The organism is Massilia soli (genome assembly GCF_016809835.1).
GTDB lineage: Bacteria > Pseudomonadota > Gammaproteobacteria > Burkholderiales > Burkholderiaceae_D > Telluria_A > Telluria_A soli.
This window is the reverse complement of sequence record NZ_JAFBIL020000002.1, coordinates 104,677-130,867: the sequence shown is the minus strand read 5'-3', so window position 1 is coordinate 130,867 and position 26,191 is coordinate 104,677. Positions and strand designations below refer to the sequence as shown.

Genomic DNA, 26,191 nt, shown 5'->3' with positions numbered 1-26,191 from the left:
CGTCATGAAATTCACCACTCCTGCGACCACCAATCCGATCGACCAGCTAAAGGTTGTCGGCCGCCCGCTCGACCGCGTCGATGGCCCGTTGAAGGTCAGCGGCTCGGCGCCGTACGCGCATGAACAGCACCAGGCCGCGCCGAACGCGGCGCATGGCTACGTGCTGGGCTCGGCAATTGCCAAGGGCCGCATCAGCGCGATGAACATCGACGAGGCGAAGCGCGCGCCCGGCGTCATCACCATCGTCACCGCCGCCACCGCGGGCAAGCTCGGCAAAGGCAATTTCAACACGGCGAAATTACTGGGCGGACCTGAGATCCAGCACTATCACCAGGCCATTGCGCTGGTGGTGGCGGAAACGTTCGAACAGGCGCGCGCCGCCTCCAAGCTGATCCGGGTGAAATACACCAAGGAAAAGGGCGCCTTCGATCTTGCCAAGGCAAAATCGTCCGCGACCAAGCCAAAAACCAAGGATGCCGACAGCAAGGCAGGCGACTTCGCCGGCGCCTACGCTGGCTCGCCGGTCAAGCTCGACGCCAACTACACCACGCCCGACCAGAGCCATGCCATGATGGAGCCGCATGCCTCGATCGCGTCATGGGAAGGCGACAAGCTGACCGTCTGGACCTCGAACCAGATGATCGACTGGAGCAAGGGCGACCTGGCGAAGACGCTGGGCATGCCAAAGGAAAATGTCCGGCTGGTGTCGCCATTCATCGGCGGCGGTTTCGGCGGCAAGCTGTTCCTGCGCTCCGAGGCGTTGCTGGCCTCGCTCGGCGCGCGCGCGGCAAAGCGCGCCGTCAAGGTCGCGCTGCCACGCCCGTTGATATTCAATAACACCACCCACCGCCCCGCGACGATCCAGCGCATCCGCATCGGCGCCACGCGCGACGGCAAGATCACCGCGATGGGCCATGAGTCGTGGTCGGGCGATTTGCCGGGCGGCCAGCCAGAGACCGCCGTCATGCAAACCCGGCTGCTGTACGCCGGCGCCGGGCGCATGACGACGACCCGCCTGGCCGTGCTCGATCTGCCCGAAGGCAATGCCATGCGCGCACCGGGCGAAGCCCCTGGCCTGATGGCGCTGGAAATCGCCATGGACGAGATGGCCGAAAAACTGAAAATCGACCCGGTCACGTTCCGCATCCTTAACGACACCAAGGTCGACCCGGAGCATCCCGACCGCCGCTTCTCGCAGCGCCGCCTGATCGACTGCATGCGCATCGGCGCCGAGCGTTTCGGCTGGAATGCGCGCAAGGCCCAGCCCGGCATGCACCGCGACGGCCAGTGGCTGGTCGGCATGGGCGTGGCGTCGGCGTTCCGTAACAACCTGGTCATGAAGTCGGCGGCGCGGGTGCGCCTCGACCGCAATGGGGTCGTGACGGTCGAGACCGACATGACGGACATCGGCACCGGCAGCTACACCATCATCGCGCAAACCGCCGCCGAGATGATGGGCGTGCCGATCGACAAAGTGGTCGTGCGCCTCGGCGATTCGGCCTTCCCCGTGTCGGCCGGTTCGGGCGGACAATGGGGCGCCAACAGTTCCACCGCTGGCGTCTACGCGGCCTGCGTCAAGCTGCGCGAGGCGGTGGCCCAGAAACTGGCGCTCAATCCGGCCGACGTCGAGTTCACCGACAGCACGGTACGCTCGGGCGGACGCTCCGTTCCGCTTGGACAAGCCGCGGCCGACGCTGACATGGTTGCCGAAGACACAATGGAATATGGCGACCTCGACAAGAAGTTCCAGCAATCGACGTTTGGCGCGCACTTTGTCGAAGTCGGCGTTGACATGGCCACCGGCGAAACGCGGATCCGGCGCATGCTGGCCGTGTGCGCGGCCGGCCGCATCCTGAACCCCAAATCGGCGCGCAGCCAGGTCATCGGCGCGATGACGATGGGCGCCGGCGCCGCCTTGATGGAGGAACTCGTGGTCGACAAGCGCGGCGGCTTCTTCGTCAACCATGACCTGGCCGGTTACGAAGTGCCGGTGCACGCCGATATTCCGCACCAGGAGGTGATCTTCCTCGACGAGACCGACCCGATGTCGTCGCCGATGAAGGCCAAGGGTGTTGGCGAGCTGGGCATTTGCGGCGTGGCAGCGGCGATTGCCAACGCGATTTACAACGCCACCGGCGTGCGGGTGCGCGAATATCCGATCACCTTGGACAAGCTGTTGCCCAAGATGCCGGAATATATCTGACCCGACTGTTGTTCTGATAACACCGCCGTGCCACGCACGGCGGCTCTACCCTTCCGCTCTTGACAAGCTGACCACGCCGGCCTCGCGCCGACGCCAGTTTCCCCGCCAGACCTCCCTTTGCCAACGGTAATCGTTTCCGGCAAGCCCTCCTTTATTGTTGTAGGATATGCCCCTTGCGGTTAGGAAAAGTCCTAGCGCAAACTCCGTCATTAAAGGAAAGCGGGATGAGTTTCTGGTCGCCCTCGGCACCCCCACACGTCGCCAATATCCGCCGGGTCCGGCGCCGCCGCATGCTGGCGGCCGCCTGCATCGCGATCGTGCTGGCGGCGTTCGGCGCCGAACTCAAGCGCTGGACGCGCGACGTCAGTGAATACCGCTCCCCTGCCCTGAGTCAACTTTCCGATCCCGCGGGCGTGCGCATCACGGCCCATTCCTCCTCCCTGATTCCGATGCCGGAGAACGTGCCGTCTGCCCATGCAAGCGCGATGGCGCCGCTGTCGGGTGACCGCATGGTCGCTTTCTGGTGGGCCGGCAGCCGCGAGAGCGGCCCCGACGTCAAGGTATACGCATCACGCTGGGCCGATGGGCAATGGGGCCAGCCGTGGGTGGTGGCCAGCCGCGCCTCGCTCGGCCAGGCGCTTGGCTTCGGCGTGCGGCGCATCGGCAACCCGGTTGCCTGGACCTCGGCTGACGGGAAAATCAATTTATTTGTCGTCGCAACCGGACTTGGCGGCTGGGCCGCGGCGCGCGTGGTGCAGCTGGTATCGTCCGACTCCGGCAACAGCTTCACCGTCAAGCGCCTGCTGCCGATGTCGCCGCTGTTCAACACCAGCGTGCTGGTGCGCACCGCGCCGGTGCGCCTGGCCAATGGCGGCTGGGGCCTGCCGCTTTACTTTGAACTCGGCATCAAGTACCCGATCATGCTGGCTTTCGACATGCATGGCGACCCGAACTGGCTCTCGCGCATCGGCTCGCGCACGACCGCCTTGCAGCCAACCATCGTCCCGGTGTCGAACAACGAATTCCACGCATGGATGCGCGACGCCAGCGACGAGCAGCGCGTGCAGTATGCGCACAGCCGCGATGGCGGCGTCAGCTGGTCGGACAAGCCAGCGCTGAACCTGCCCAACCACAGCACCTCGCTCAGCGCTTTACGACTGAGCAACGGCAGCATCGTGGTGCTGCATAACCATGTGATTCCCGGCGGATCGTCGCGCAACATGCTGCGGCTGTCGATCGTGAAAGACACCCACACCTGGACGCACGTGATGGACGTGGCGCACGGCAAGGCCGGCGAAGAGTTTTCCTATCCCGACTTACGTCAGATCGGCAAGCAATTGCACATTACCTACACCTCGCGCCGCGAAGCGATTGCGCACCACGTTCTCGACCTCGCATTCGGGGAGGTTCTGTAATGGACTTGCCTGCACTCGACTGGCAATTCCTGTATGGCCGCCTGAGCTGGAGCATCGTGCTGGCGACGACCGTGGCGCTGCTGTTGCCGCCTGCGTTGCGCCAATCGCGCCGGGTCGTCTTGGGATTGCTGGCAATGGCCTGCCTGGTGATGGCGCTGCCGAACGAGGCCTCGCCCGCGTACTGGCTGGTTCTGGCGTTCCAGTGGCCAAGCGGCGTGTTGCTTGGCCTGTGCCTGCTGACGCTGTCCAGGGCATGGCCCGGTGCCGGCGATGTGACGCCGATGCCGGCCGGCCTTGCCGCGGTCATTGCGATCACTGGCACCGCGCTGTACCTGGACGCGATTGGCCTGCTATCGCTGGGAATGTATTACTGGGGTTTCGGCCCCTTCGCAGCACCGCTGGTGGCGCTGGCGGCGATCGCTGGCTGCGCGCTGGCGGCGGTGCTGGGCCGGGCCCGGCCGCATGCGCTGGTCGCCGTTGGCGCGCTGGCCCTGTTCTCGGTTCTTCGCCTACCCACCGGCAACCCATGGGACGCGCTGCTCGACCCGCTGCTGTGGGGCTGGGCGGTCGGCTCGCTGGGCATCAGGGGGGTGCTGTGGATTGCACGAAAAGTACGCGGCACGCAGCCGCGCATCGCCCCCGCCGCAGCGGCCGGCACCGAACGTTTTCAATAAAAGGGAGTAAGGGTAGTGGCAACTAGCAAATGGTATTCGCATCCGGTGATCGCCGCAGGTATCGCGGTCAATGCATTCATCCTGGCACTCGCAGTGGCATGGTCCGGCCCGGACCCGACCCGGCTGTGGCGCCTGCTGGGCGAAGACGGCATCGTCGAATGGATGCAGTTCCTGTGCTTCGCCGTGCTTTCCGCGATGCTTGGTTTCGTTGCCAGCGAACGCTGGAAGCGCGCACCGCGCATCAGCCTCGAGCTGCTCGCGCTGGTTGGCCTGAGCGCGCTGACGGCGCTGGCCGCGCTCGAAGAAATCAGCTGGTTCCAGCGCATCTTGAATGTGCAATCGCCAGAATTTTTCCTGCAGAATAACCGTCAGGCCGAGACCAACCTGCACAACCTCGCGCTCGGCAGCGCCAGCCTGCACAAGACGGTACTGCTGAAGCTGATCTTCATTGTCGGCATCACGCACAACCTGATCCTGCCGCTGCTGGCGCGTTCGCGTCCGGCTGTGAAGACCTGGGTCGAGTCGATGGGCCTGTACCTGCCGCCGCTGCGCGCTGCCGTTGCGTACCTGGTGCTGGTGATCCTCTCGCACCTGCTGATCGAGCACCCGCGCAAGGGCGAATTGGGCGAAATGTTCGGCGCTGTGCATTACCTCGCGACCGTGTTCACGGCCTATTTCATTGGCGTTGCGTACGGCAAGCCGCCGGTGTTCGAGAACGCCGCCGACGCGCGCCGCGTGTCGACGCTGTTCGTGATAGTGGTGCTGTTCCTGCTGATGCTGTCCTGGCTGCTGAGCGCAGGGGCTGGCGCGGTGGGCGCGCCGGCTGCTTGATCAGCGCATCGCAGGCCACCTTCGGGTGGCCTTTTTTTTGCTGCGGGCCCGTTAGCTGCGCGAACGGAAGCGCTCACGCGCCAGCTCGGCCAACGCGCGCAGCGCAGGTGGCACATGGCGGCGGCCGGGATAATAGAGGCAAAGCCCGTCGACGCTAACAGCCCACGCCCCCAGCACCTGCTCCAGGCTTCCCTGGGCGAGGGCGTCGGCAACGTGCCATTCTGCGAGATACGCCAGGCCAAGCCCCTCGAGCGCGGCTTCACGCATCAGCGCCGGATGATCGAAGGTCAAGGTGCCATGCGCGTCGATCGCGCTTGGCGTGCCGTTATGCATGAATTCCCAGCGATAAATTGCCCCACTGGGCAAGCGCATGCGCACGCATGGCATCGCCAGCAAATCAGACGGCGTGGCCGGACGTCCGATCGCGTCCAGGCACGCCGGACTGGCAACGACGACATAGCGCAGCGCGGGCTCGATTTGCACTGCGATCATGTCCTGTGGAACACTTTCGGCAAGCCGGATGCCGGCGTCAAATCCGTTTGCCACAATGTCGATCAGCCGGCCTTCGGTGACGACATCCAATTTCACTGACGGATATTTCCTGGCGAATTCAGTGAACAATGGCATGCAGCGTACCGCGGCGGCGGCGGAGGTGTTGATACGCAATGTTCCCGACGGTGCGCCGCCGCTGCTGCCGGCGATCTCGAATGCCCTGCGCAGCTCGAGCAACGCGGGCGTGATGTTGGCGACAAACTCCTCGCCAGCGGCCGTGACCCCGACGCTGCGCGTCGTACGGTTGAACAAGCGCACGCCCAGGCGCTTTTCCAGCGCCGCAATGGTGTGGCTCAGGGCGGAGGTCGATACATCCAGCACATCGGCGGCGGCGCGAAAGCTGCGAAGGCGCGCGACGGCGAGTACGGCATCGAGCTCGGCAAGTGTGGTCATCCGTGGATTGGGTTATTGTCGGCGGAAATATTATCCCATTTATTTCACTAAGCCATCCTTGATTATGCGGATTGCTTCAACAGACTGCAGGGCCTATGCTGGCGCACATGGCGTTGACCACGCTGCCGCTGATGGAATTCACCCAATGATCACTACCCCTTTCGGTTTTGCCTCGACCGCACACGACGTGCTGCGCGATATTGACCTATCTGGCCAGCGCGCCATCGTGACCGGCGGCTCGTCGGGCATCGGCATCGAGACGGCCCGTGCGCTGGCTGCGGCTGGCGCCGAAGTCACGCTGGCGGTACGCAATATGGATGCCGGCCAGCAGGTCGCCGATGCGCTCAACGCCGCTGGCCGGCACAACAATGTCCGAGTTGCCCACATCGACCTCAGCGACCAGGGATCGGTCACGAGTTTTGTGGCCCACTGGCAGGGACCGCTGCACATGCTCATCAACAACGGCGGCATCATGGCACTGCCGACCCTTGAACTAACGCGGGAAGGATGGGAGATGCAGTTCGCCACCAACTTTGTCGGCCATTTTGCGCTGACTGTCGGGCTGCATCCTGCGCTTGCCGCCGCCGACGGTGCACGGGTCGTCTCAGTCAGTTCCAGCGGCAACCTGTTCGCGCCAGTGTTCTTCGATGATCTTCATTTTGACTTCATCCCATATGATCCGTTTCTCGCTTATGGGCAGTCGAAGACCGCGTGCGCCTTGCTGGCGGTGGAAGCAACACGGCGCTGGAAGGCGGAGGGCATTGTCGCCAACGCGCTCAACCCTGGCGCGATCGCCACCAACCTTCAAAAGCACACCGGCGGATTGAAGACGCCGCCTGAGCGTCGCAAGAGCGTCGCCCAGGGCGCCGCCACCTCCGTGCTGCTGGCGGCATCCCCGCTGCTCGATGGAGTCGGCGGCCGCTATTTTGAAGACTGCAACGAGGCGCAAATGGTCCTGCAACGTCCAGCCGATTACCGCGGCGTCGCAAGGTATGCGCTCGACCCTGGCAATGCAGAACGGCTGTGGGACAGGACGCTGCAGCTGATCTCGGCGCGCTAAGGTTTGGCCAGCACCGACGAATCGCCCTTCAACGAGAACGGCACCGCCCTCGCCCATCGGTTGGACGACAGCGAGAAGGTCAGCGACCGGACCTGGTGATACCAGCCGGCAGGCACGTACAGCATCTCGCCCGGATTCATGATGCACTCGATCATGGTCGCCTCGCGCGCGAGGGGAAACTTGTCGAAATCCGGCGCCTCCGGGTCGAACGGCGAGCCGAACAGAATGGCGTTGGCCTCGCGCGGATACAGGAATGCGTCATGGTGCGGCGGCGACAGGAAGATGCGCTTGGTGCCCCACACTTGCGCGAAAATATTGTCGTCGTAGTCGCAATGCAGCGGCGTGACGGTGCCCGCGGGTCCGAGCCAGAAACGCGGCGGCCCCATCTTGTCGAAATACGTTGGCCAGTGACACAGCTTGTTCAATTCGCGCAGTTCCAGATTGCCGAGATAGGGCGGCAGCTCATGCTTGCCTTCGGCGACCAGCTCAAGATATTCCAGCATCGACATGTCCTGCATGGCGCGGTCGGCCGCGAAGGCGGTGTTGATGTAGTCGCCGACCCTTGCGCGGACGGGCAAGTGGCTGAACCGCTCGCGCAAGGTCTCTGGCGTCAGGCTAAACAGCGGCCATCGCTTGACGATGCCGCTGGTGACGAACGGCAGGCCTTCGGCTGCGCGTGCGCGGAACGCCTGGGTATCGATCTGGCCAAGGCGCGGCACTTCGGCGATGACAGGCAGGTCGCGCGCCGCGCGTTTGATCGCCTCCCGCATCTCCTGTATTGAAGCGACACCGCGGACGTGCGCGTCGCGCAGCTCCCGCTCGTGCTTCCTTGCAATCGCGTCCTCAGGCGTCGCCGGCCTTGATGACTCGAGAGCGGGCAAGGCACGCGGTTTCGACTTCTTCTCTGTTGACATCACCCTTCATCACCCTCTCTTCGTGAAGGCAGGATTATAGCTGGGCGAGGTACGGATCACGCAGCGCGGCGCCGTCGATGCATTGCATGGCACGGTCCAAATCCGTAGAATCAGCATGATCAAATGAACAATCGAGTCTATTTCCAAAGGGATTTGAGAAATGGGAAAATCGGATGCATTGGTATTCGAGACGAAGCTGCATCGACCGTCGAAGCCCGGCATGGACGAAGGGTGGCGCTATCTCGTTCTGCCGAAGAGCGTGAGCGACAAGTTGCCGCGGCGCGGACGCACCTCGGTCGAAGGCACACTGAACGGCGCACCTTTCGTCGCCACGCTCGAACCGGACGGCCAGTTGAGTCACTGGCTTAAGGTGAGCAAGGATCTGGGCGAGGCTGCCGGAGCGAGCGCCGGAAACACGGTGACAGTTCAGATCGCTCCGGTGGACCGGGAACCAGAACCGGATCTTCCGGCCGACCTGAAGACGGCGCTTGCCGCAGCGCCTGCCGCCAAGGCGGTCTGGGACGACACGACGACAATCGCGCGTCTCGACTGGATCCACTGGATCGAGACGGCCAAACAGGCAGAGACGCGGCAACGGCGGGTGGACAGTGCGTGTGACATGCTTGCCTCAGGAAAAAAGCGGGTCTGCTGCTTCGATCCTTCGGGCTACTACAGCAAGAGCCTGAGCGCGCCGCAGGCGGCGGAGTAGCGGCAAGCGCAGCGGCCATGTACAGCTGGGCGCTACCATCAGCGATTCAAGCCGGCGCTCTCGTCAAAAACGGTACAGGGTCAGCGGTACAGGGTCAGTGCCGACATTCCGACACCGAGGCACAGGGTCAGCGACGTACAGGGGCAATGCCGACATTCCGACACCATATTTTTAGGCTGCGGCGTTAAGGAGGTTAAGGAGGTACAGGGTCAGTGCCGACATTCGGAAACCGGAGATTTGTTGGCACTGACGCCACTGTGCTGAGCCGGCAACTGTAGAGCCCGTGTACGTTTGTCGGCACTGACCCCACCCGCTGACCCCACCCGCCTGCTGACCCCACCCGCCTGACCCCACCCGCTCTGACCCCACCCGCTCCTCCTTGCCAATGGGAAATTGCGCTGCGCGCTGCGCCTCCGGCGCGCCGCCGCTTGCGCGGCGGCAGATGGGCGATTCGGAGAGGGCTGGGCCGGTAGGCCCAGCCCTTCGAATACCCGTCGCTCCGTCCGAACAAACAAAAATGGCCACCCGCAGGGGTGGCCATTTTTGTTTGTTCTGGCGGAGAGACGGGGATTCGAACCCCGGATAGGCTATGAACCTACGTAATGGGGGATCTGAGGGGGTACGGAGGGGGCCGCCTCCCTATGACGCCCTCCCCTCGAGGCCCCGTGAATCCCCCCAAAAATCCCACGAATAATCCCATAATACCCAAGCTGCCTTGATGGTACTCGACCGTGTGCAGACAAAGCATAACGTCCTCTTTAAGTCGGTCGGTAGCGGACGCAGCACGGCCGTAGCGGCATCGCTCCCGTCAATTTTTTGGCTGATCTGGTTCGTCCAACGGAAGCTCCAGGGTGCTTCCCTTCTTCGGAAGAACCTGGTCCACCATTTTTACGAAGCGATTCCAGCCGTAGCCGTTAGCTATGGCAAGACGCTGGAACATCACGAGTGAATGCATGTGCTGGGCAAGCATAGGATTGCCGATTTCATCACTCAGCCACTGATGTAGCTTGTGAGAACGATTGCCCTTTTCATTTTTTGGACTCTTGCTTTCAAGTTCAGGCAGCAGACCTGGAGCGAGCCGTTCGAAGACCAAATCGCGGGTATAGGTGCCGACCACGCTATAGCGGTTCTTACCCATTCCGGGCCAGGTCCACCCCCGCAGTTTATAAATATTCTCGTAGAATTCGTCCGGGAATTTCTTTACCCATGCTGCAAGCTCTTTGCTGATCACCTTTTCCAAGTACGCCTGTAACGCATCTTGAGGCCGTATTGCTTGATATCCAGTCGCCTCATCCACGAGTGCGACGATACCAGTGCTTGCAAGACCGATGAGCAGAACTCGCGCTTGCACTGCAATATGCTTTTGGCTCGACAACAGGGCGCCTGCGGATTCGGCTTTTAGAAAAACCTCGCAAACCTTAGGCAATAGTTCAGCGGCATAACCAAATGCCTTTGTCCCTCGTGCAGTTTTGAACTCCACCTGACTCGACGTCACGGCCAAGTCGATGGGAATAAAGGGTTTTAGGTTCTTTGCGGTCAGGAATGCAGGCATGTTGACGTCGCCATCATAGTGCTGCCTACCCTTGGCTTGCCGCGCGCGACCAAGAGCTACCATAAAACCACTCTGTGTCAAAAGGCGACGACCGTCATCCAGCACAGCGCATGGAATGGATGCCTCCCCGATCTTTAAATCGCCCTCATGTGTGGCCGTGGGTAGAGTGACCTCGGCATTCCACCTCGCCGCCGCAGCCTTCTTCGCGATCTCAATCCTCTCCTCAGGTGCGAGCGCGGCCTTTCTCGCTCTGCCACCGATTGCCTTGCTCATATCCTTGTTTTCGTCGCTCATGCAAGCACCTTTTGAGTTAATGCTTGCATCCTAAAGGCTTAACCTGCCGCTTGCAAGCATCTTTTAAATAAATGCTTGCACACAGCGCGGCGGGTTGGGGCTCGAAAGCCGCTGTATGAAACAGCACAAACCTTCCACGCCCGCTGCCTTTGTAACAATCGAGTTCGCAGAGTCGACGCCGACTATAGGGGATGTTCTGCATTCAGGGAAGTCGAGGTCAGGGGCGCTGGACCTCCCGCTTGCGCACATCCACAATCTCGACGTACCAGGACTGCGCCGTTGCCTTGCGAGTCCCCGGATCGATTTCCATGCCGGCGATCGTCATCACCCCGTCATCGATGAACAGCACCACGGCGTCATACAGTTCCAAAAGTGTCTCCGTCCCCGCCAGATTGCTCACGCGCGCTTTGCGTACTGTGCGCCGCAACTCCCGATCATGGGCCTCATGCAACGACAGGATACCCTCGTGGCTCGGCGCGAGAGACACGGCGCGATGGCGCGCCAACGGCCGCCCGCCGTCTTCATACAGCTTTGCCAGGATCACCCGCATCATTCGCCCTAGTGCTCAGACAGCGACGGGTTGCGGCCCTTGGCATCCGTCGACGCCAGCGATGCGCCCGATGGCACCGCGTGGCCCAGCACACCTGAAGTCGCTGTCGCCATGCGTGAGCGCCCCGGCTCGGTATGTGCGACATTCTGGCGCCCTTCGCGCAAGCCGCCTACGGTCGGCAGCGGTAGATACAGCGGCGCATCGCGCTGCGGCCCACGCCGCTTTACAAAACCAATCTCGATTCCGCCCGCCGCCGGCCGCAAAGACAGCCGCAGGGGGGCGGGCGACGCGTCCTGCGCCGCCCCCAGCGGGCGCAGCATGCAGAACAAGGTATGGCCGGCCTGCGCAGCCAGGTGCAATCGCCGTAGACTCTCGGATCGCATGTGCGCAGCCCAGAACAGCAAATGTAGATAATGAATAAAAACTTCACTGGCTGAATAGAATCGTCATCAATCGAATAAAGTTTCCACTTCCTCCCCACCTGAGCATTCATATGCGGGCGTCGTTGAGACTACAGGAATAGCAAAGCAGTTGAACATGGGAAGCAGTATTTCCATGGGGCTTGCAAGCGTCCAGCAAACTTGTGGCGATTCACACACCAGGTCTGAACGGTTCGTTCTGATCGAAAGACGCGGGCGACTGCCATGGTATGGCCCGTCGCTCGCGCCCTTAGCTGCCATCGGCCGATTTGGGTAAGCTACTCTGCCAAACATCCCGCTGGTCAAACGGGCCGCCGCTATTAACCGGCGACGGCGCTTGTGGGCATCCGGGTGCAGCGCAACCGCGAGTGTACCTGCCAGAGACGTTGGAGGCGGTAATGACGGATCATCTGCTCGGCTTCGACGGGCAAAACCTGCGACAGCAGTCACAATGAACCGGGCCACCTAAAAAAACGCGCGCTAGAAAGCAAGATGGTAATTTTGAGATATGCTGGATGCATTGAAATAGCTGGTCACCCGGATTTTTTATCTGCGGCGCGTGCTCCGCGTCCTGCCTTAGAGCTTTGGCTTTTTTAACTTATCTCAACACGAAAGCACTCATCATGAAGATCTACGACTACGAAGGTTTCCCTAATCCGGCCCGAGTTCGAATCGCTTTATCTGAAAAGGGGCTGACTGACAAGGTACAGTTCGTGCATGTGGATGTCATGAAAGGTGAACATCGCCTCCCCGCTTTCGTAAGCAAGAACCCGAGCGCGTCCGTGCCGGTGCTCGAGCTCGACGATGGCACCTTCATTAGCGAATGCTCGGCCATCACCGAATATATAGACCATGCATTTGAGGGGATCTCATTGACCGGAACTACTGCCAAGGAACGAGCTGTAATCCACATGATGCAGCGTCGCGCGGAACAAGGAGTTATGGATGCAGTGGGCGCATATTTCCATCATGCCACCCCGGGGCTGGGTGCGCTGGAGCTCTACCAGAACAAGGAATGGGGCATGAAACAGCATGAGCGAGCGCTGTCGGGCATGCACTACTTTAATAGTGTGCTGGCTAATCAACCGTTTGCCGCCGGTGAAAATTTTTCGGTTGCCGACATTACGCTCTTCGTCGGCCTGTCGTTCGCCGACTTTGCTAAGATCACTATTCCGGCCAACTGCAACACGCTGCTCGCCTGGCGCTCCCGCATGGCCCAGCGCCCCAGCATGGGTGGTGGTACGAGCGTTTAATCAACTGGTTCCTAACCGATTCGCACAGCACAGGACAATGACCGAATCAACCCATGGATATTAACGCCGATTTCAGCCTGCGCGTCGTCTTGCATGGTGCCGCCATGGCTTGGGCGGACTCTCCCGTAGCCGGCGTGCAGCGCCGGATGCTGGACCGAATCGGAGATGAAGTCGCCCGTGCTACTACTATCGTTCGCTATGCACCGGGAAGTCGATTTACTGCGCACACTCATGGTGGCGGCGAGGAGTTTATCGTGCTTGATGGCGTGTTCCAGGACGAACACGGCGAGTACTCACCGGGCTCCTATATTCGCAATCCCCCTACAAGCCGGCACACTCCGGGTTCGACAGAAGGCTGCATCATCTTCGTCAAACTTTGGCAGTTCGCACCCAAGGACCGTACGCATGTCATCGTCGACATGAACAAGATGGGGAAGATTGGCGATCTGTTGCGCCCTGGCGTAGCGGTCACGCCGCTGTTCGAAGATGAACGCGAAACCGTCCAGCTAGAACACTGGGAACCAGGCGCGCAAGTGCAGCTTACTTACCCAGATGGCGCAGAGCTGCTCGTATTGGCAGGCGACTTCTGCGACGCCGGCGACCATCTGCACGCCATGTCTTGGATGCGGTTACCACGCGGTGGCCGACTTGCTGCATTAGCCGGGAGCCAAGGTGCCCGGGTCTGGATAAAGCAAGGTCATCTGCGCTTTATCGACCTGCCGATTGTCCTCTGATTTTATTAACGTTATCAGAAATGAGCAGTGCCAAGCGACCTCCTGACCCATTTTCCCCCTTACATTCGTGGAAGGAGCACTTTCGGTTCCTAAGAAGCAGGTTAGCGCGACCTTCTTGAGTCTCAAATGCCCAATTCCTTTCCAAGCGGCTGATCGGCGCATCGCACGCAAAAAGACAGCCACGTGAGAAAACCTCTGGCGGCGATCGATCCGTTAATCGATCGCTACATTATTTTTTTTCCAGGAGTCACTTTCTTAAAATCTTCCTTGCGGATCATCGCATATACGACAAGATCCTCACGCCCAAAAAGTGTCGATGGAATCCTGCGGGTCAGAGGATGAGCTTCGGCGCCCCTCGCTCTTTAGCCGGGACAATGTTCTATCCTAGCTTCTATAATTTGTTCTTCATATTCAGCAAGCTAGCACTTCCCGGCACAGGCTGATTCACGCTCATGTTCGAAGAAACTTGCTGGCGCCCCTTGGAGCGTCGATTACACGGAGATATGCAATGAACTGGAACTTACCTTACCCATCAGGTCGTCAGCCTGTCATGGGGCGCAATGTGATCGCTACTTCGCAGCCCCTGGCAGCGCAAGCCGGCGCTGCTGCCTTCGCTCGAGGCGGCAACGCGATCGACGCCGCGCTAGCCGCGGCAATTACGTTGACCGTCGTTGAGCCAACCATGAGCGGCATAGGCGGCGATGCCTTTGCGTTGGTATGGGAAGACGGGAAGCTGCATGGCTTGAACGCGTCTGGACGCGCGCCAGCTGCTTGGGATTCCGACCGTTTCAAGGACCTGAGAATCATGCCAGAGCGCGGATGGGAAAGCGTCACGGTGCCGGGCCAGGTGGCCGGCTGGATCGACCTGTCGCGCCGTTTCGGCGCCCTGCCCTTCGCTGACCTGTTCGTCGATGCGATTCGCCATGCCCGCGATGGTTTTCCGGTCAGTCCCGTGATCGCGCGTCAATGGAAACAAGGCGTCGCCGACCTGCGCACGCATCCAGGTTTCGACGCGTTCACGCTAGAAGGCCGGGCCCCCGAAGCAGGCGAGATCTGGCGTTTCTCCGATCAGGCCGATACGCTCGAGGAAATCGCCAGGACCGAAGGCGCATCGTTCTATACCGGTCGCCTTGCCGCTGCGCTCGTAGACTTCGCGCAGGTACACGGCGGTGCGATGACAAACGACGATCTGGGCGCGCATCGCAGCGCCTGGGTCGATCCGATCGCCGTCGATTTCCACGGCTACCAGCTCCACGAAATTCCCCCGAATGGTCAGGGGCTTGCGGCGCTGCTCGCCCTTGGCATCCTGGAACGCCTGCCGTACAAGGGCACGGCGGTCGGGTCGGCCGCACGCATGCACCTGGAAATCGAAGCGATGCGGGCCGCGTTCGCAGATACCCACGCCCATCTCGGCGATATCGAGCACATGCGCTTTACCCCGGCCCAGCTGCTCGCCCCGGCTTATCTGGATGCCCGCGCAGGCAGCATCGACCCGGCGCGCGCGAGCAAGCATGTTTCCGGCGCTCCGCCCATCGGGGGTACCGTCTACTTGTGCGCAGCCGATGCGCAGGGCCGCATGGTTTCCTATATCCAGTCGAACTATCGTGGCTTCGGTTCGGGTGTCGTACTGCCGGGCACTGGGATTTCGCTGCATAACCGTGGCTCTGGGTTCGTCACGACGCCGGGTCATCCAAACGAAGTCGGCGGTGGCAAACGCCCCTCGCACAGCATCATCCCGGCGTTTCTCACCAAGGACGGCAAGCCGGTTATGGCCTTCGGCGTCATGGGCGGCAATATGCAGGCACAGGGTCACGTCCAGATAATCTTGCGTCATGTCGTGGAAGGCCTGAACCCGCAGGCGTGCTCGGACGCGCCGCGCTGGCGCATTAACGACACCGCTACGCTTACGGTCGAGCCGACCGTGCCGCCCGACGTAGTAGCGGCATTGACAGCAATGGGTCACGCGCCGGTGGTTCTGGCGGCGGATAACCTCGACTTCGGCAGCGCCCAGCTCGCAGCTTGCCTGCCGACCAAACCTGGCGAAGGTGCAGCATACGTCGCCGGTTCCGATCATCGCCGCGATGGCCAGGCCATCGCAGTATAGGCTCCAGGCAGGCGTGCAGTGCGTGGCCTCCTAGCTCCACTGGCAATGGAAGTCGGCGCCCTTTTTCTTCGCGTTCCATTTGCATTCGCCAAGCGTTTTGATGCCGGTGTTGTCGACCAGAAGGAGCAGTCCTATCGTCGTCGGCTGCGCCCCTATCGTTGGCACAAACTGCTTCTGGCACCGGCTGACGGTCCGTAAGTCGAGAACCTGCCAGTCCAGACCGGCCAGCTTGAGCATGCTCTGCGCCCCCCCCTTCGCCTAATGCAGAGGCAGATTTAAAGGACTCTTAATCGTCAGGCAGAACTAAATCGCCGCGTCGCTATATTTGGACTTCGACCTCGCCTGCCGATGGCACTGCCATGCCACCACATCTTTTGTCCAATATGATTAGCGGAGGGCCATGCTTCTTTGACGCTGAGTTGTACTCTTTTCAGGTGGTCGTTCAATACTTCGTGTTTGCCGGCGCACTCATCTCGCAAGTTCAGATGCAGTGGGCAGATTTTTGCAAAAAACCCTGACAAAACAACACTTGGCTGCTGCAAAATTCAGGACAGGTGTCATAGCAGTTTATTTCATCTAGAATAATGTTTTTATCTTCATTGCCAACCGGAGATATCGCATTAGACACTCGCTCGTTCTGCTGCGTATCCTAATTATTGCCATTGTACTAATGCCTGCCGCGGCAGTTTTTCTGTATGCCCAGCTTCCCGGCGGCGCCAGTGGTTCTGACCATGCGATTCCTATTTTCATGCTGGCAGCGCTCATGCTGGTAGTGTGGCTTACGCTGAAACGCTTCGTCCTATCGCCGCTTTCACAGCTATACGACTGGCTGGATGCTGCAGACGACATCTTCGATGCGTATGCGCGCATAGACCCCGCAAACTTAACACGATGGGACGACATCGTGGACCGGTTCAACCTGCTCATCACTCGTACCCAGGCAAGTCAGCAAGTATTGCAAGAAAACGAAGAACGGCTTCAGCTGGCCCTGTTGACGAACAACCAGGGTCTGTATGACCTCGACATTAAAACCGGCGAAGTCACCGTTAATCCGGCATACGCGACTATACTTGGTTACCCGTTCGAGGGCTTTCGCGAAACCGACACAAGCTGGCGTGAGCGCCTGCATCCGGAAGACCGTGCGATGGTAGGGACTATATACCGCGACTACATTGCGGGCGTCCGTCCGGACTACCAGGTTGAATTTCGCTTGCGTTCGGCTGACGGCACTTATCGATGGATCTCTTCTGTCGGCGCTATCGTCGCGCGCGATGACCAAGGCCGACCTCTACGGATGCTGGGCACGCACCTAGATATCACCCAGCGCAAGGAAGCGGAATTACGCCAGCAGGAAAGTGACCAGCGCCTGAGCTTTGCCCTGGAAGCGGCTGGTATCGGTGACTGGAACATGGACCTGCGAACTAACGTGGCCTATCGCTCGCTGCAGCATGACCGATGTTTCGGTTATCAAGAGGCCGTGCCACATTGGGGTTACGACACTTTTTTGGCACACGTTCATGAACTTGATCGCGAGCGTGTCAACGAAGCGTTTCAACGAGCACTGGGAGGGTTGGGCAATTATGACGTCGAGTTTCGCGTCGTCTGGCCTGATGGCTCGATTCACTGGTTGCTTTCTAAAGGTCGTTTTTATTTCGATGATACTAAAACACCCTATCGGGTTGCAGGTATTCAGGTTGATGTCACCGCGCACAAGAATGCGACGACGGCTGCGGCGGACAGCGAGAATCGGTATCACTTGCTCTTCCAGAACAGCATGGATGGTGTACTACAGACGACGAGCGCTGGCGAGGTCATTGCCGCAAACACTACGGCCTGCACTATGTTAGGGTTGAACGAAGAGGAAATCCGTCGTCGTAGCTTTGAAGAACTCGTCGACACGAGCGTCCCGCGCCTGCCCGCATTACTGGCCAAACGCAGTCAGACTGGAAGTGTCAATGGCGAGCTGTTCATGGTCCGTGGCGACGGCAGTCGGTTCGAAGTCGAAATCAGCTCCCGAACTTACAAGGATCAGGCCGACCAGACCTACGCAAGCATAATCATCCGGGATATCACGCAACGCCGCGAAGCCGAGGCCGAGATCCACAAACTAGCCTTTTTTGATTCGCTCACAGGCCTTCCCAACCGACGCCTCCTGATGGACCGACTCGGTGAGGCACTATCAGATGGCCCCGGTGTCAACAACCTCGCCGCCCTGCTCTTCATTGACCTGGATCATTTCAAGTACATTAACGATGCGCGGGGGCACGGAGTGGGCGACGCCGTCCTTCAGCGCATTGGCGCTCGTCTGTCAGCTCTGCTACGTGAAGAAGATCTACTTTCCCGCATCGGAGGCGACGAATTCGTCGTCCTGCTTAAGAACCTCGGGCTTGACCTTGATGACGCCACTCGTATTGCGCAGGCTACAGCCGAAAAGATCCGCGATGAGCTGGTTTTGCCAGTGCGGATAGAAAACCAGGAATACATCGTCAGCGGCAGCATTGGTGTGACCTTGCTACCCAGGTTCGGGTCAACGGCAGACGATCTCCTGCGTGAGGCCGACACAGCTATGTATCGCGCCAAGGCCACCGGGCGCAACCGCGTCGCGTTTTTCGAAATGTCCATGCAGGATGAAGTCGAGGAACGCCTGTCCATTGAACGGGACCTCGCGCTAGCCATCGCCGCGGGTCAGCTGGAAATGTTCATGCAGCCCCAAGTCAATGCGGACTGCAAGACCGTTGGCGCGGAGCTGCTGATGCGGTGGAATCACCCTGTGCGCGGCGTCATCCCGCCTGCGGTTTTCATACCGGTCGCGGAAGAATCGGGACTAATTCTGCAATTGGGTACCTGGACACTGCACCAAGGTTGCCAGGCGCTGGTTAGTTTAGCTAGCGCGGGCCATGACCTGTCACTGTCGATCAATGTCAGCCCATATCAGTTCCGTCAGGCTGATTTCGTTCAGCAGGTGGAGAGGGCGATTGACCAATCCAGCGCCGATGCGACGAAGCTGATCTTCGAGATTACAGAAGGACTTTTAATTGAAAATGTCGAACAGACGATTGACCGCATGCGCGAGATTGCAGCCCTGGGCATCCGCTTCTCGATCGACGACTTCGGCACCGGTTATTCAAGCCTGTCGTACTTGAAGCGGCTGCCGTTATTTGAAGTGAAAATCGACAAGAGCTTCATCCAGGACATACACGACAACAGCGACGACACGGCAATCGTGCAGTCGATTATTTCAATGGCGAAGCTCCTGCGGTTGCGCGTGGTGGCAGAAGGGGTAGAGACGCGCCAGCAAGCGGACTTCTTGATTAAGTCGCAATGTCAGGTTTTTCAGGGATATTTATACGACAAGCCAATGCCAATTAGCGCTTGGCTCTATAGGCAAGCAGGTTGTAGAGACGTTCTGTTGCATTAGAAAACTTTGTGATCTGCGTGACGTTCAAGCAGATCTTGACAGCTAACCTATATCACAATCGTTGGCTAGAATGCGGTCAAGGTCTATACGCTTGACGCCGTATCAAAAAAGTTGCCATTGTCCCGGTTGCCGCACTACCGCACGGCATCTGAGCTTCCGATGGCAGCATTCGGATGTACATCAGTCCGGAAAACAGTGACGCGGTGAATATGATTGATACCGCGTGTAATGAGGAGTAGGATTGGAAAGGTCGGGCGTTCGCCGAAGCAATAATTTAAAAAATCCAAAGGAGACAACGATGTCGTACATACTGGAAAATGCCGACCGGCCGAACCCCATTACCAACCCAAACCGTCGCCGTCTGCTGGCAGGTAGTACTGCTGCCATGGCAGCAGCAGGGTTAGCCGGATTCACCAGATCTGCAATGGCACAGGCGGTGGCAGATACTGCTATTGCAGCAAAACCGTTACCAGCGTATGTCAACTGGAAAAATCCGGAATCGATGATCGTGCATACCGCTAGCACGTTGGAGACGAAGCGCAGCGCGTTCGGTACAAGTATCGTAACTCCAACCAGCCAGCTCTACATCCGCAATAACCTGCCGGCGCCCGATGCATCGGTTGTCGCCGACCGCGACGGCTGGCAAGTAGTGATCGAGGGCGTAAAGAATCCCCGCACATTGAGCGTGAAGGATTTGAAATCGATGGGCTTGGAGACAATGGCGATGGTACTGCAATGCTCAGGCAATGGCCGTGGCCTGTTTCCGAACAAGCCGAGCGGCACTCCCTGGCAGGTTGGCGCTGCGGGCTGCGTCGTTTGGAGCGGTGTGCCGGTACGCGTCCTGACGGAAGCGCTCGGCGGCATTATCGACGGCATGCAGTATATGACTGGTACTGGTGGAGAGAAATTGCCGGAGGGTTTGGACCCAAAAAGCGTGATTGTTGAGCGGTCGGTACCCGCGAAGGCCATGGCTGACGCCATGCTGGCCTGGGAAATGAATGGCGAGCCGATTCCCCTCGCGCATGGTGGGCCGCTGCGTTTAATCGTGCCCGGCTACACCGGTGTCAACAACATCAAGTACATCAAGAGGCTGGCGTTTACGGCAGCCCAAACCGATGCTGCCATCCAGAAGACCGGCTACCGCATCTCACCACCGGGACAGAAGGGCGACCCGAGCCATCCTTCGGTATGGGAGATGTCACCGAAATCATGGATCAACTCGCCAGCGCCCGAAACTGGTGCGGTATCGGCCGGAAGGGCACAGATCAAGGGCGTGGCGTTTGGTGGCCTGAATGCGGTGAAGTCAGTCGAGGTATCAGTCGACGGTGGCAAGACGTGGAAGACGGCGCGCCTGGTAGGGCCGGATCTGGGCCGCTATGCATGGCGCCAGTTCGTTTTGCCGGTGAAGCTCGAGCCCGGTACCCACACCATCGCCTGCGTCGTGACTGATTCACGGGGCAATCGCCAGCCAGAGGGCCGTGTGGAAAATACTGGTGGCTACAACAATAACAGCTGGCGTGATCACGCGCTGACCATTACCGTCGTTTAAGGGATATCAATGTTTTCGTCGATTACACACATGGCCACGTCCGCCGCAATTGCAGCAGCACTTGTTGGCTCGCCAGCTTTCGCGCAGGACAAATTAGAGGCTGGCAGAACGCTGTTCAACAAGACGGCCGTGCCAGCGTGCGCGGTGTGCCATGCACTAAAGAATGCTGGCGCGGAGGGTGCCATCGGGCCCAGTTTGGATGAACTGAAGCCTGACGCAACAAGGGTGGAAAAGGCGGTTCGCAACGGTATCGGCCAAATGCCTGCGTTTAAGAATTTGACCGACGAGCAGATCAAGTTGCTCGGACAGTACGTGGCTACCGTTACCGCGGCAGGGAAGTAACGCGGGTTCCGTGACTATTGGGCGGATTCGGAATAGCGTAGCTTTACGCACATTTATTCTTTAATTCTTCACCTGATTTCTGACATAGAACATTTTTGTGATCAAGCTTTGCCATAGGCGTCCAACGTGTTTTCAGTCTTACGACTGACCTGCGACGGCCAATAGGGCTTCAAGAGAAGTCAGCAGGCTCACAAAACGTAGATGACGATCGTTACCGCCAATTGCTTTTGGCGTCGACTGACGGTGCCGAAGTAGGGACCCTCCTAATCTAGACCGTCCAGCTTGAGCAGGCTCTGCGACATCCATTTCGTCTGACGCAGAAGCAGATGAACAGACCCTTAATCGCCGGGCAGGAATGAATTGCAGTGTCGCTGTGCTTTGGACATCGGCCTCGCTAACCGCTGGTACGGCCCTGCCTGCACATCTCCTTGTCCAACCAGGTGAGCAGAGAGTCAGGCGCCCTAACGCTGCGTTTTACTCTTCCGAGTTGATCGTTCAATACTTCGTTTTTGCTGGCACACTCATCTCGCTAGTGTATCTACGCTAACTCACTACGACTATTGTCGACGCTCCCTAGCTAAAATTCCCTTTAGCAAGTGGTCACCATTGCTTTGCTTTCCTGCGCAGTATGTGGCGCAGGAAAGCACGGCATGCTGGCAGGAGAGAAGCGCAGCATGCTGATTCCCGTTCTTTAATTTCACTATCCTTGCCGTGGCTTGCCGGCTTATTGCATGCTCATCAGCACCGCTTTGCCCGGATCTGCGGGCACATCGCCTTCCATGACTAGAATGCGGCTGGCCGTGCCCTGCTTGGCGGAAAGGCTTCCGACGACTTCGCGCATTGGGCCGATGGCCGTGCCATTGGCCATGCCTTTCGGATTTGTCCTAAAACTGGCTACCGGCGTCGCCTGGCCGCTGGCGTACACCTTGTACACAGTTTCCGGCTTGAGCTTGTGCAGCGTTACCTCTAGCGCATCGGTAACACCCAAGTTGCGTGCCACGACCGATCCCGTTGCGTCGCCGCTGCCCGCTTTAAGCGCGATGTTGAGTGGCTCGCTATTCGCGCGCGGACTGAGGTTGGCCTTGCCCTCCCCGGCGGGTGCTGCCTTCGAAACATAGACCAGTGCCTGTGGCGCTTGTCCAACCGGCACGCGCGCGATGACCTTGTTGCTGGCGCTGTCGATGACGTCAACCGCGTCGCCATTCTCGAGGCCGACGTAGAGACGGCTACTATCATCTGAGCTCCAGATTCCGTGAGGCAGGGCGCCAGTGGGGATGCTCGCCACCAGTGTGGGCGCGTTGCCGGTAGTGAAGACCTTAACGACGTTTTCGCCGCCCACGGTTACGTAGGCATGCGTGGCGCTGGCGGTCTTGACGAAGGCCAGGTGATTGGTGATGAAGCCGGTGTCGATCACGCCTTTGACAGCAAGCGTAGCGGTGTCAATGCGGGTGACCTTGCCGACGTCCTTATGGGTCATCCAGACTTCTTTGTTGTCCGGAGTGAACTGCAGGAAGGGTGAGAACGGGCTCGTCACCGGAATGCGCTTGACGACCTTGTGCGACTTGACGTCGATGACGTCGACAGTCGGGTTGAAGCTCGACACTACGAACGCGAGCTTACCGTTCGGATGGAACAGCACCATCCCGGGTCCGCCAGTTGTTTGGATACGGCGCTTTTCCTTGAACGTGGCTGGGTCGATCACCGAGATGTAGTCTTCGCCGCGCACCACGACCCAGACCTCACGCCCATCGGCCGTGAAGAAGCCCTCGTGCGGCGAGCGGCCGATGTAGGTCACGCCCTTGACCTTGTTGGTCGCGGTGTCGATGAAGGTGACTGAATTGGAGCCATTGGACACCACGAGCAGTGTCTTGTGGTCAGGCGAGAAGCCCAACCCGTGCACGTTGATCTCGCCCTTATACAGTGGCGAGAGCACGTCGGGGCGCTGGTTGCCCAAGCGGATCTGGCCCAGCAGGGTATTCGTGGACGGGTCTATGACCGAGACGGTATTGCTGTTCTGGTCCGCGGTGTAGACACGATCCTGGGGGCCGGGAAGCGCGTATGCGGGCGTTGCCAGCACGACGAGAGAAGCGAGGGCAATAGCAATTGAGGCGCTTGTGCTCGCGCAGCGGATTTCATTGGTGTACATGTGAGTCCTTTTCGGTGGAGGTCTTTTGCGGCTTGCTACGGGAGGCCTGGTAGCGTTGTAGCCAGGCCTGCATGATCTTGATTTCGTTTTGCTGTTCTACAATAATTCCTTGGGCCAGGTTACGAAGCCCTGGATCTTTGCTATGCACCAGGATGGCTTTGGCCATGTCAATGGCGCCCTGGTGGTGCGGAATCATCATCGTGACGAAGTCGTGCTCTGGAACCCCATTGGTATTCGCGCGCCGCATGCCCTGGTCCATAATCGCCATCGCGTCGCCCGCCAGCGCTGTGTAGGGCCTGTTGCTACTGGCGACGAAGTAAGGTGGTGCGCTCCCATTATGGTTGTGGAGTGGCACTGGCTGGCCCTGAGCCGCCGCTGCAGTGCTCCAGAGTACTGCGGTAAACAGTTGCGAGAATTTCATACGGGTGTCTCCAGTTGTTCGTAGACGGCGCTTGCCACCCGCGCTAGTTTTCCCTTGTCGATGCCGGCAGAGAGCGCATAGCCAAATTTGCCGTCGATCCAGTAGAAGACGTTAACGGGACCTTCTGCAGCAAAACGGAAGCCCGTATCGCGGTTGTGCGCCTGTTCGTTAGAAACATACAGCGTGAGGCGCTGGCCAGTGCGGTCATGGTACATAAACTGGGCCACCGGGCCGCTGGTACCAGGCAGGAGGCGTCCGCCGATGAGCTCGTAGCCCAGCTTGCCGAGACGCGGTGGATGAATCTTGCTGCCAAGCCGTTTCGATAGCCATGCGACCAACTGATCTTCCTGTTCTGCGCCGATTTCAACCGGGCGACGCACGTCGGGGCTGTACACCACATGGGCAACAGCGGCCTGATGCGCCAATCCTCTGGCTGGCTGGCTGAAGGCGGGACGGGTGTAATCGGACGCGAGCCGCGGGTCGTAGTCGGTGGCGCCGCGCAGTCCCCAGCCCGCGCCGCCGCCGAGGACGGCGATAGCCAGCCCCGCGGCCAGGTTTTGCCACCGCCACTGCCACCCAAGGCGCACTGGCGCACTAACGCGCGACGGCACGATTTCCTCGAGCACCGGATCGAACAAAGCGTGCAGGGCTGCGTTCTGGGCCGCGTAGACTTGCAGTCGATCTGCTTCATCCGGGTGCGCTGCAAGATAGGCTTCGACTTCGGCCATGCGGGCAGAAGGGAGGCGCCCATCGACATAGGCGTGCAGGTCGGCTTCAGTAATGGGGAAGATACTCATTTGACGACTTTCAGGGCAACGACGGGGGCACGGCCTTCCATCAAGACACGCAGTTTCTCGCGGGCGCGAGACAGCCGGGACATAACAGTCCCGACCGGGAGGCCCAGGGTCAGCGCCACGTCCTCATAGCGCATTTCTTCGAGTCCAACCAGCAGCAGAATCTCCCTATGCTCCTCCGGCAGCAGGCGCAACGCGGCGTCCACGTCGCGCAGTTCTAGGCCGGCAGAGGCACGTTCCGGGGCAGCGGGCTGGGGCGTCTCGTCGTCCAGCGGCTCGGTTGGCACTTTGCGCCGCCGCCCTTGGTCGATACGTACGTTATGCATGATCGAGAACAGCCATGCCCGCATGTCGCTGCCCGGCTGCCATGCAGCGAGCTGGACCCAGCCACGTTCCACCGTGTCCTGCACCAGGTCGTCGGCGTCGGCACGATCCCCGGCCAAAGCGCGGGCATAGCGTCGCAGCCTCGGAATACAGGCAAGGAGCTGCTCACCGGCGTCGGGTGGCAAGGTTCGCATAGTTTCGTGGATCAGTTGGCGGCCGGCTTGGGATCGACCTGCCAGGTTTCGTTCACGAGCTTGCCGTCGCGGTAGGTCAGCACGTAGCGTACCTTGACCTGGGTTTTCCCGTCGAAGCGTACGGTGGCAACCACTGTGGCGCCCTTAGGGTTGGCCGTTTCGTCTATGCCCATGACGGTCACGCGGGCCGGCCCGGCGGCAGCGCCGAACTTGTCCCAGACCGCGCCGATGGCTGCCGGGCCGGTATAGGTGCCGTCTAGAGGGCCGCCGACCCAGGTCAAGCGGGCGTCGTCGGAGTAGTCGCGCACAATGACGGCGCGCTCGCCGGCGCCGACTGCTGCAATATGGGCTTGGGCGGCGTCGAGGGCCGGTCCGGCGAAGGCCGGGTGTGCGACACCAGCAGTGATGGCAAGCAGAAGGGCAAGAGGTGAAGTTTTCATGATGGGCTCTCTAGTGTGGTCTGATAGAACGAACTGTTCCTACATGGGTGAACGGATCTACCGCTGCTTTATTCCATTCCGGAGCAATTATTTTTTTCGGCTGCCCGGTAGAGCAGCAGCATGCTGTGCTTTCGCGTGCAGGGGCGATGTTTTAGAACGTCGCGGTGGCACACTTGCCGTAGCGCTCTGGGTGGCGCAGCATAGAAAACGTGCGAGGCATGTACCCGACCAATATGACGGAGCCGCCAAATCCGAGTGCACCCAGGCAGAGCATGTAGGGGACCATCTGCCATGGTGTGTAGCACGGTTTACCGTCGCCGTTTATGGCCTCGTTCATATAGAAACCTTTGTCGTTCAGAAAAATACGTATGTAGCCAGTCGAGTCTGGCCAAGCCGACAGAATTGAAACATATCCTGATGCGGAGCAGTAGAGGCTACTGCTATAATCGCGCCAAATTCACTTGGTGATTCTTTTGCGCCGCATCGTCTACCTCTTCCTGCTGTTGTGCTTGCCTTTGTATGGTTTCGCCATGCAGGGTAGCTTGCCGCCTGCTGCCGGCGCGGCGTCCCTCGTTCACGAACTGGAGCACGTGGTGGAGCACAATGCGGGCGCCCATCATCACCATGAGGACGACGGGTCGGTCCATTACGACGAATCCGATGAGTCCCTCGATCATGCCCAGGAACACTCCTCTCCTTCACAGCCGGCGGGCTTCGGCCTCTCGCGCCTGACAGTCCCTCCTGAACAGGCAGTGTCAGAACTTGGGCCTTATGTTGCCCAAGCAGTCCCGGAACTGTTCCTCGATGGACCGCACAGACCCCCTGCCTTCGCCCTCGGCCATGCTGCCGGGGGAACGCTGCACGCATAATCGATAGATTCAGGCGCGACGTATGTTGCGCTGACGT

22 protein-coding genes, 1 tRNA gene and 2 pseudogenes are annotated in these 26,191 nt (G+C 59.9%); 13 read left to right on the top strand and 12 right to left on the bottom strand.

Translation table 11 applies throughout. The annotated features are described in order from the left end of the window. Positions 1 to 4: 4 nt before the first annotated feature. The 4 genes from paoC (at position 5) to I4X03_RS05005 (ending at position 5,123) form a co-directional block, all read left to right on the top strand. Positions 5 to 2,203: an aldehyde oxidoreductase molybdenum-binding subunit PaoC gene (gene paoC / locus I4X03_RS05020; protein WP_223466646.1), complete on the top strand. Its 2,199-nt coding sequence runs from the start codon at positions 5 to 7 to the stop codon at positions 2,201 to 2,203. A 224-nt stretch (positions 2,204 to 2,427) separates the two neighbouring features. Further along, the gene (locus I4X03_RS05015) at positions 2,428 to 3,618 is read left to right on the top strand and encodes an exo-alpha-sialidase (RefSeq protein WP_223466645.1); all 1,191 of its coding nucleotides are present in this window, start codon (positions 2,428 to 2,430) and stop codon (positions 3,616 to 3,618) included. After that, entirely contained in the window at positions 3,618 to 4,292 is a 675-nt protein-coding gene (locus I4X03_RS05010; RefSeq protein ID WP_223466644.1) for a hypothetical protein, read from the top strand. Before I4X03_RS05015 ends, I4X03_RS05010 begins: the two co-directional genes overlap by 1 nt. A 15-nt stretch (positions 4,293 to 4,307) precedes the next feature. Beyond that, positions 4,308 to 5,123, top strand: coding sequence for a hypothetical protein (locus I4X03_RS05005; protein WP_223466643.1), 816 nt, complete (start codon positions 4,308 to 4,310; stop codon positions 5,121 to 5,123). Between the two features lie 51 nt (positions 5,124 to 5,174). Here I4X03_RS05005 and I4X03_RS05000 read toward each other — a convergent pair whose 3' ends face one another. Next, a complete protein-coding gene (locus I4X03_RS05000; RefSeq protein WP_223466642.1) occupies positions 5,175 to 6,068 on the bottom strand; it encodes a LysR substrate-binding domain-containing protein in 894 nt (297 codons plus the stop codon). A gap of 145 nt (positions 6,069 to 6,213) precedes the next feature. Between I4X03_RS05000 and I4X03_RS04995 the strand changes: the two genes are divergently transcribed. Further along, positions 6,214 to 7,128 carry an SDR family NAD(P)-dependent oxidoreductase gene (locus I4X03_RS04995; protein WP_223466636.1) on the top strand — a complete coding sequence of 305 codons (915 nt, stop codon included), beginning with the start codon at positions 6,214 to 6,216 and terminating at the stop codon, positions 7,126 to 7,128. On the opposite strand, the gene I4X03_RS04990 is transcribed toward I4X03_RS04995, so the two are convergent. Further along, positions 7,125 to 8,042, bottom strand: coding sequence for a cupin-like domain-containing protein (locus tag I4X03_RS04990; protein WP_223466626.1), 918 nt, complete (start codon positions 8,040 to 8,042; stop codon positions 7,125 to 7,127). The genes I4X03_RS04995 and I4X03_RS04990 overlap by 4 nt on opposite strands. Before the next feature lie 160 nt (positions 8,043 to 8,202). Here I4X03_RS04990 and I4X03_RS04985 point away from each other — a divergent pair, with 160 nt between their 5' ends. Then, positions 8,203 to 8,751 carry a YdeI/OmpD-associated family protein gene (locus I4X03_RS04985; RefSeq protein WP_223466624.1) on the top strand — a complete coding sequence of 183 codons (549 nt, stop codon included), beginning with the start codon at positions 8,203 to 8,205 and terminating at the stop codon, positions 8,749 to 8,751. Positions 8,752 to 9,304: 553 nt separating this feature from the next. Here I4X03_RS04985 and I4X03_RS04980 read toward each other — a convergent pair. From I4X03_RS04980 to I4X03_RS04965, 4 genes and pseudogenes are all read right to left on the bottom strand, one after another. Next, a tRNA-OTHER gene (locus I4X03_RS04980) sits at positions 9,305 to 9,406 on the bottom strand. 153 nt (positions 9,407 to 9,559) lie between these two features. After that, on the bottom strand, positions 9,560 to 10,597 hold the full coding sequence (locus I4X03_RS04975) for a P63C domain-containing protein (protein WP_223466623.1): 1,038 nt from the start codon (positions 10,595 to 10,597) through the stop codon (positions 9,560 to 9,562). 217 nt (positions 10,598 to 10,814) lie between these two features. After that, a complete protein-coding gene (locus tag I4X03_RS04970) occupies positions 10,815 to 11,150 on the bottom strand; it encodes a hypothetical protein (RefSeq protein WP_223466621.1) in 336 nt (111 codons plus the stop codon). Positions 11,151 to 11,326: 176 nt separating this feature from the next. Beyond that, positions 11,327 to 11,551 (bottom strand): annotated as a pseudogene (locus I4X03_RS04965) (translesion DNA synthesis-associated protein ImuA); the annotation flags it as partial. Positions 11,552 to 12,189: 638 nt separating this feature from the next. Here I4X03_RS04965 and I4X03_RS04960 point away from each other — a divergent pair. The 3 genes from I4X03_RS04960 to I4X03_RS04950 all read left to right on the top strand — a co-directional run bounded on the left by I4X03_RS04960 (position 12,190) and on the right by I4X03_RS04950 (position 15,657). Beyond that, positions 12,190 to 12,819, top strand: a complete 630-nt coding sequence (locus I4X03_RS04960; RefSeq protein WP_223466619.1) for a glutathione S-transferase — start codon at positions 12,190 to 12,192, stop codon at positions 12,817 to 12,819. 53 nt (positions 12,820 to 12,872) lie between these two features. Beyond that, positions 12,873 to 13,553, top strand: coding sequence for a cupin domain-containing protein (locus I4X03_RS04955; protein ID WP_223466616.1), 681 nt, complete (start codon positions 12,873 to 12,875; stop codon positions 13,551 to 13,553). Between the two features lie 508 nt (positions 13,554 to 14,061). After that, on the top strand, positions 14,062 to 15,657 hold the full coding sequence (locus I4X03_RS04950; protein ID WP_223466610.1) for a gamma-glutamyltransferase family protein: 1,596 nt from the start codon (positions 14,062 to 14,064) through the stop codon (positions 15,655 to 15,657). A 36-nt stretch (positions 15,658 to 15,693) separates the two neighbouring features. On the opposite strand, the pseudogene I4X03_RS04945 reads toward I4X03_RS04950, so the two are convergent. Beyond that, positions 15,694 to 16,087 (bottom strand): annotated as a pseudogene (locus I4X03_RS04945) (transposase); the annotation flags it as partial. A gap of 240 nt (positions 16,088 to 16,327) precedes the next feature. Here I4X03_RS04945 and I4X03_RS04940 point away from each other — a divergent pair. The 3 genes from I4X03_RS04940 (at position 16,328) to sorU (ending at position 20,966) form a co-directional block, all read left to right on the top strand. Then, positions 16,328 to 19,075, top strand: a complete 2,748-nt coding sequence (locus I4X03_RS04940) for a sensor domain-containing protein (RefSeq protein WP_223466609.1) — start codon at positions 16,328 to 16,330, stop codon at positions 19,073 to 19,075. 298 nt (positions 19,076 to 19,373) lie between these two features. Continuing rightward, positions 19,374 to 20,624, top strand: coding sequence for a SorT family sulfite dehydrogenase catalytic subunit (gene sorT, locus I4X03_RS04935; protein WP_223466601.1), 1,251 nt, complete (start codon positions 19,374 to 19,376; stop codon positions 20,622 to 20,624). Between the two features lie 30 nt (positions 20,625 to 20,654). Further along, on the top strand, positions 20,655 to 20,966 hold the full coding sequence (gene sorU / locus I4X03_RS04930; RefSeq protein WP_223466599.1) for a SorU family sulfite dehydrogenase c-type cytochrome subunit: 312 nt from the start codon (positions 20,655 to 20,657) through the stop codon (positions 20,964 to 20,966). Positions 20,967 to 21,690: 724 nt separating this feature from the next. Here sorU and I4X03_RS04925 read toward each other — a convergent pair. Genes I4X03_RS04925 through I4X03_RS04905 form a run of 5 tightly spaced genes read right to left on the bottom strand, consistent with a single transcriptional unit; the run spans position 21,691 to position 25,285 of the window. Continuing rightward, on the bottom strand, positions 21,691 to 23,112 hold the full coding sequence (locus I4X03_RS04925) for a YncE family protein (RefSeq protein ID WP_223466596.1): 1,422 nt from the start codon (positions 23,110 to 23,112) through the stop codon (positions 21,691 to 21,693). Further along, positions 23,099 to 23,533, bottom strand: coding sequence for a DUF305 domain-containing protein (locus I4X03_RS04920; RefSeq protein WP_223466588.1), 435 nt, complete (start codon positions 23,531 to 23,533; stop codon positions 23,099 to 23,101). Before I4X03_RS04920 ends, I4X03_RS04925 begins: the two co-directional genes overlap by 14 nt. Beyond that, the gene (locus I4X03_RS04915) at positions 23,530 to 24,330 is read right to left on the bottom strand and encodes an anti-sigma factor family protein (RefSeq protein WP_223466580.1); all 801 of its coding nucleotides are present in this window, start codon (positions 24,328 to 24,330) and stop codon (positions 23,530 to 23,532) included. The genes I4X03_RS04920 and I4X03_RS04915 overlap by 4 nt, the downstream gene beginning before the upstream one ends. Beyond that, on the bottom strand, positions 24,327 to 24,845 hold the full coding sequence (locus tag I4X03_RS04910; protein WP_223466579.1) for an RNA polymerase sigma factor: 519 nt from the start codon (positions 24,843 to 24,845) through the stop codon (positions 24,327 to 24,329). Before I4X03_RS04910 ends, I4X03_RS04915 begins: the two co-directional genes overlap by 4 nt. Positions 24,846 to 24,856: 11 nt before the next feature. After that, positions 24,857 to 25,285: a nuclear transport factor 2 family protein gene (locus tag I4X03_RS04905; protein ID WP_223466578.1), complete on the bottom strand. Its 429-nt coding sequence runs from the start codon at positions 25,283 to 25,285 to the stop codon at positions 24,857 to 24,859. A 473-nt stretch (positions 25,286 to 25,758) separates the two neighbouring features. On the opposite strand from I4X03_RS04905, the gene I4X03_RS04900 reads away from it, so the two are divergent. Then, positions 25,759 to 26,154: a hypothetical protein gene (locus I4X03_RS04900; protein WP_223466577.1), complete on the top strand. Its 396-nt coding sequence runs from the start codon at positions 25,759 to 25,761 to the stop codon at positions 26,152 to 26,154. Positions 26,155 to 26,191 lie beyond the last annotated feature (37 nt).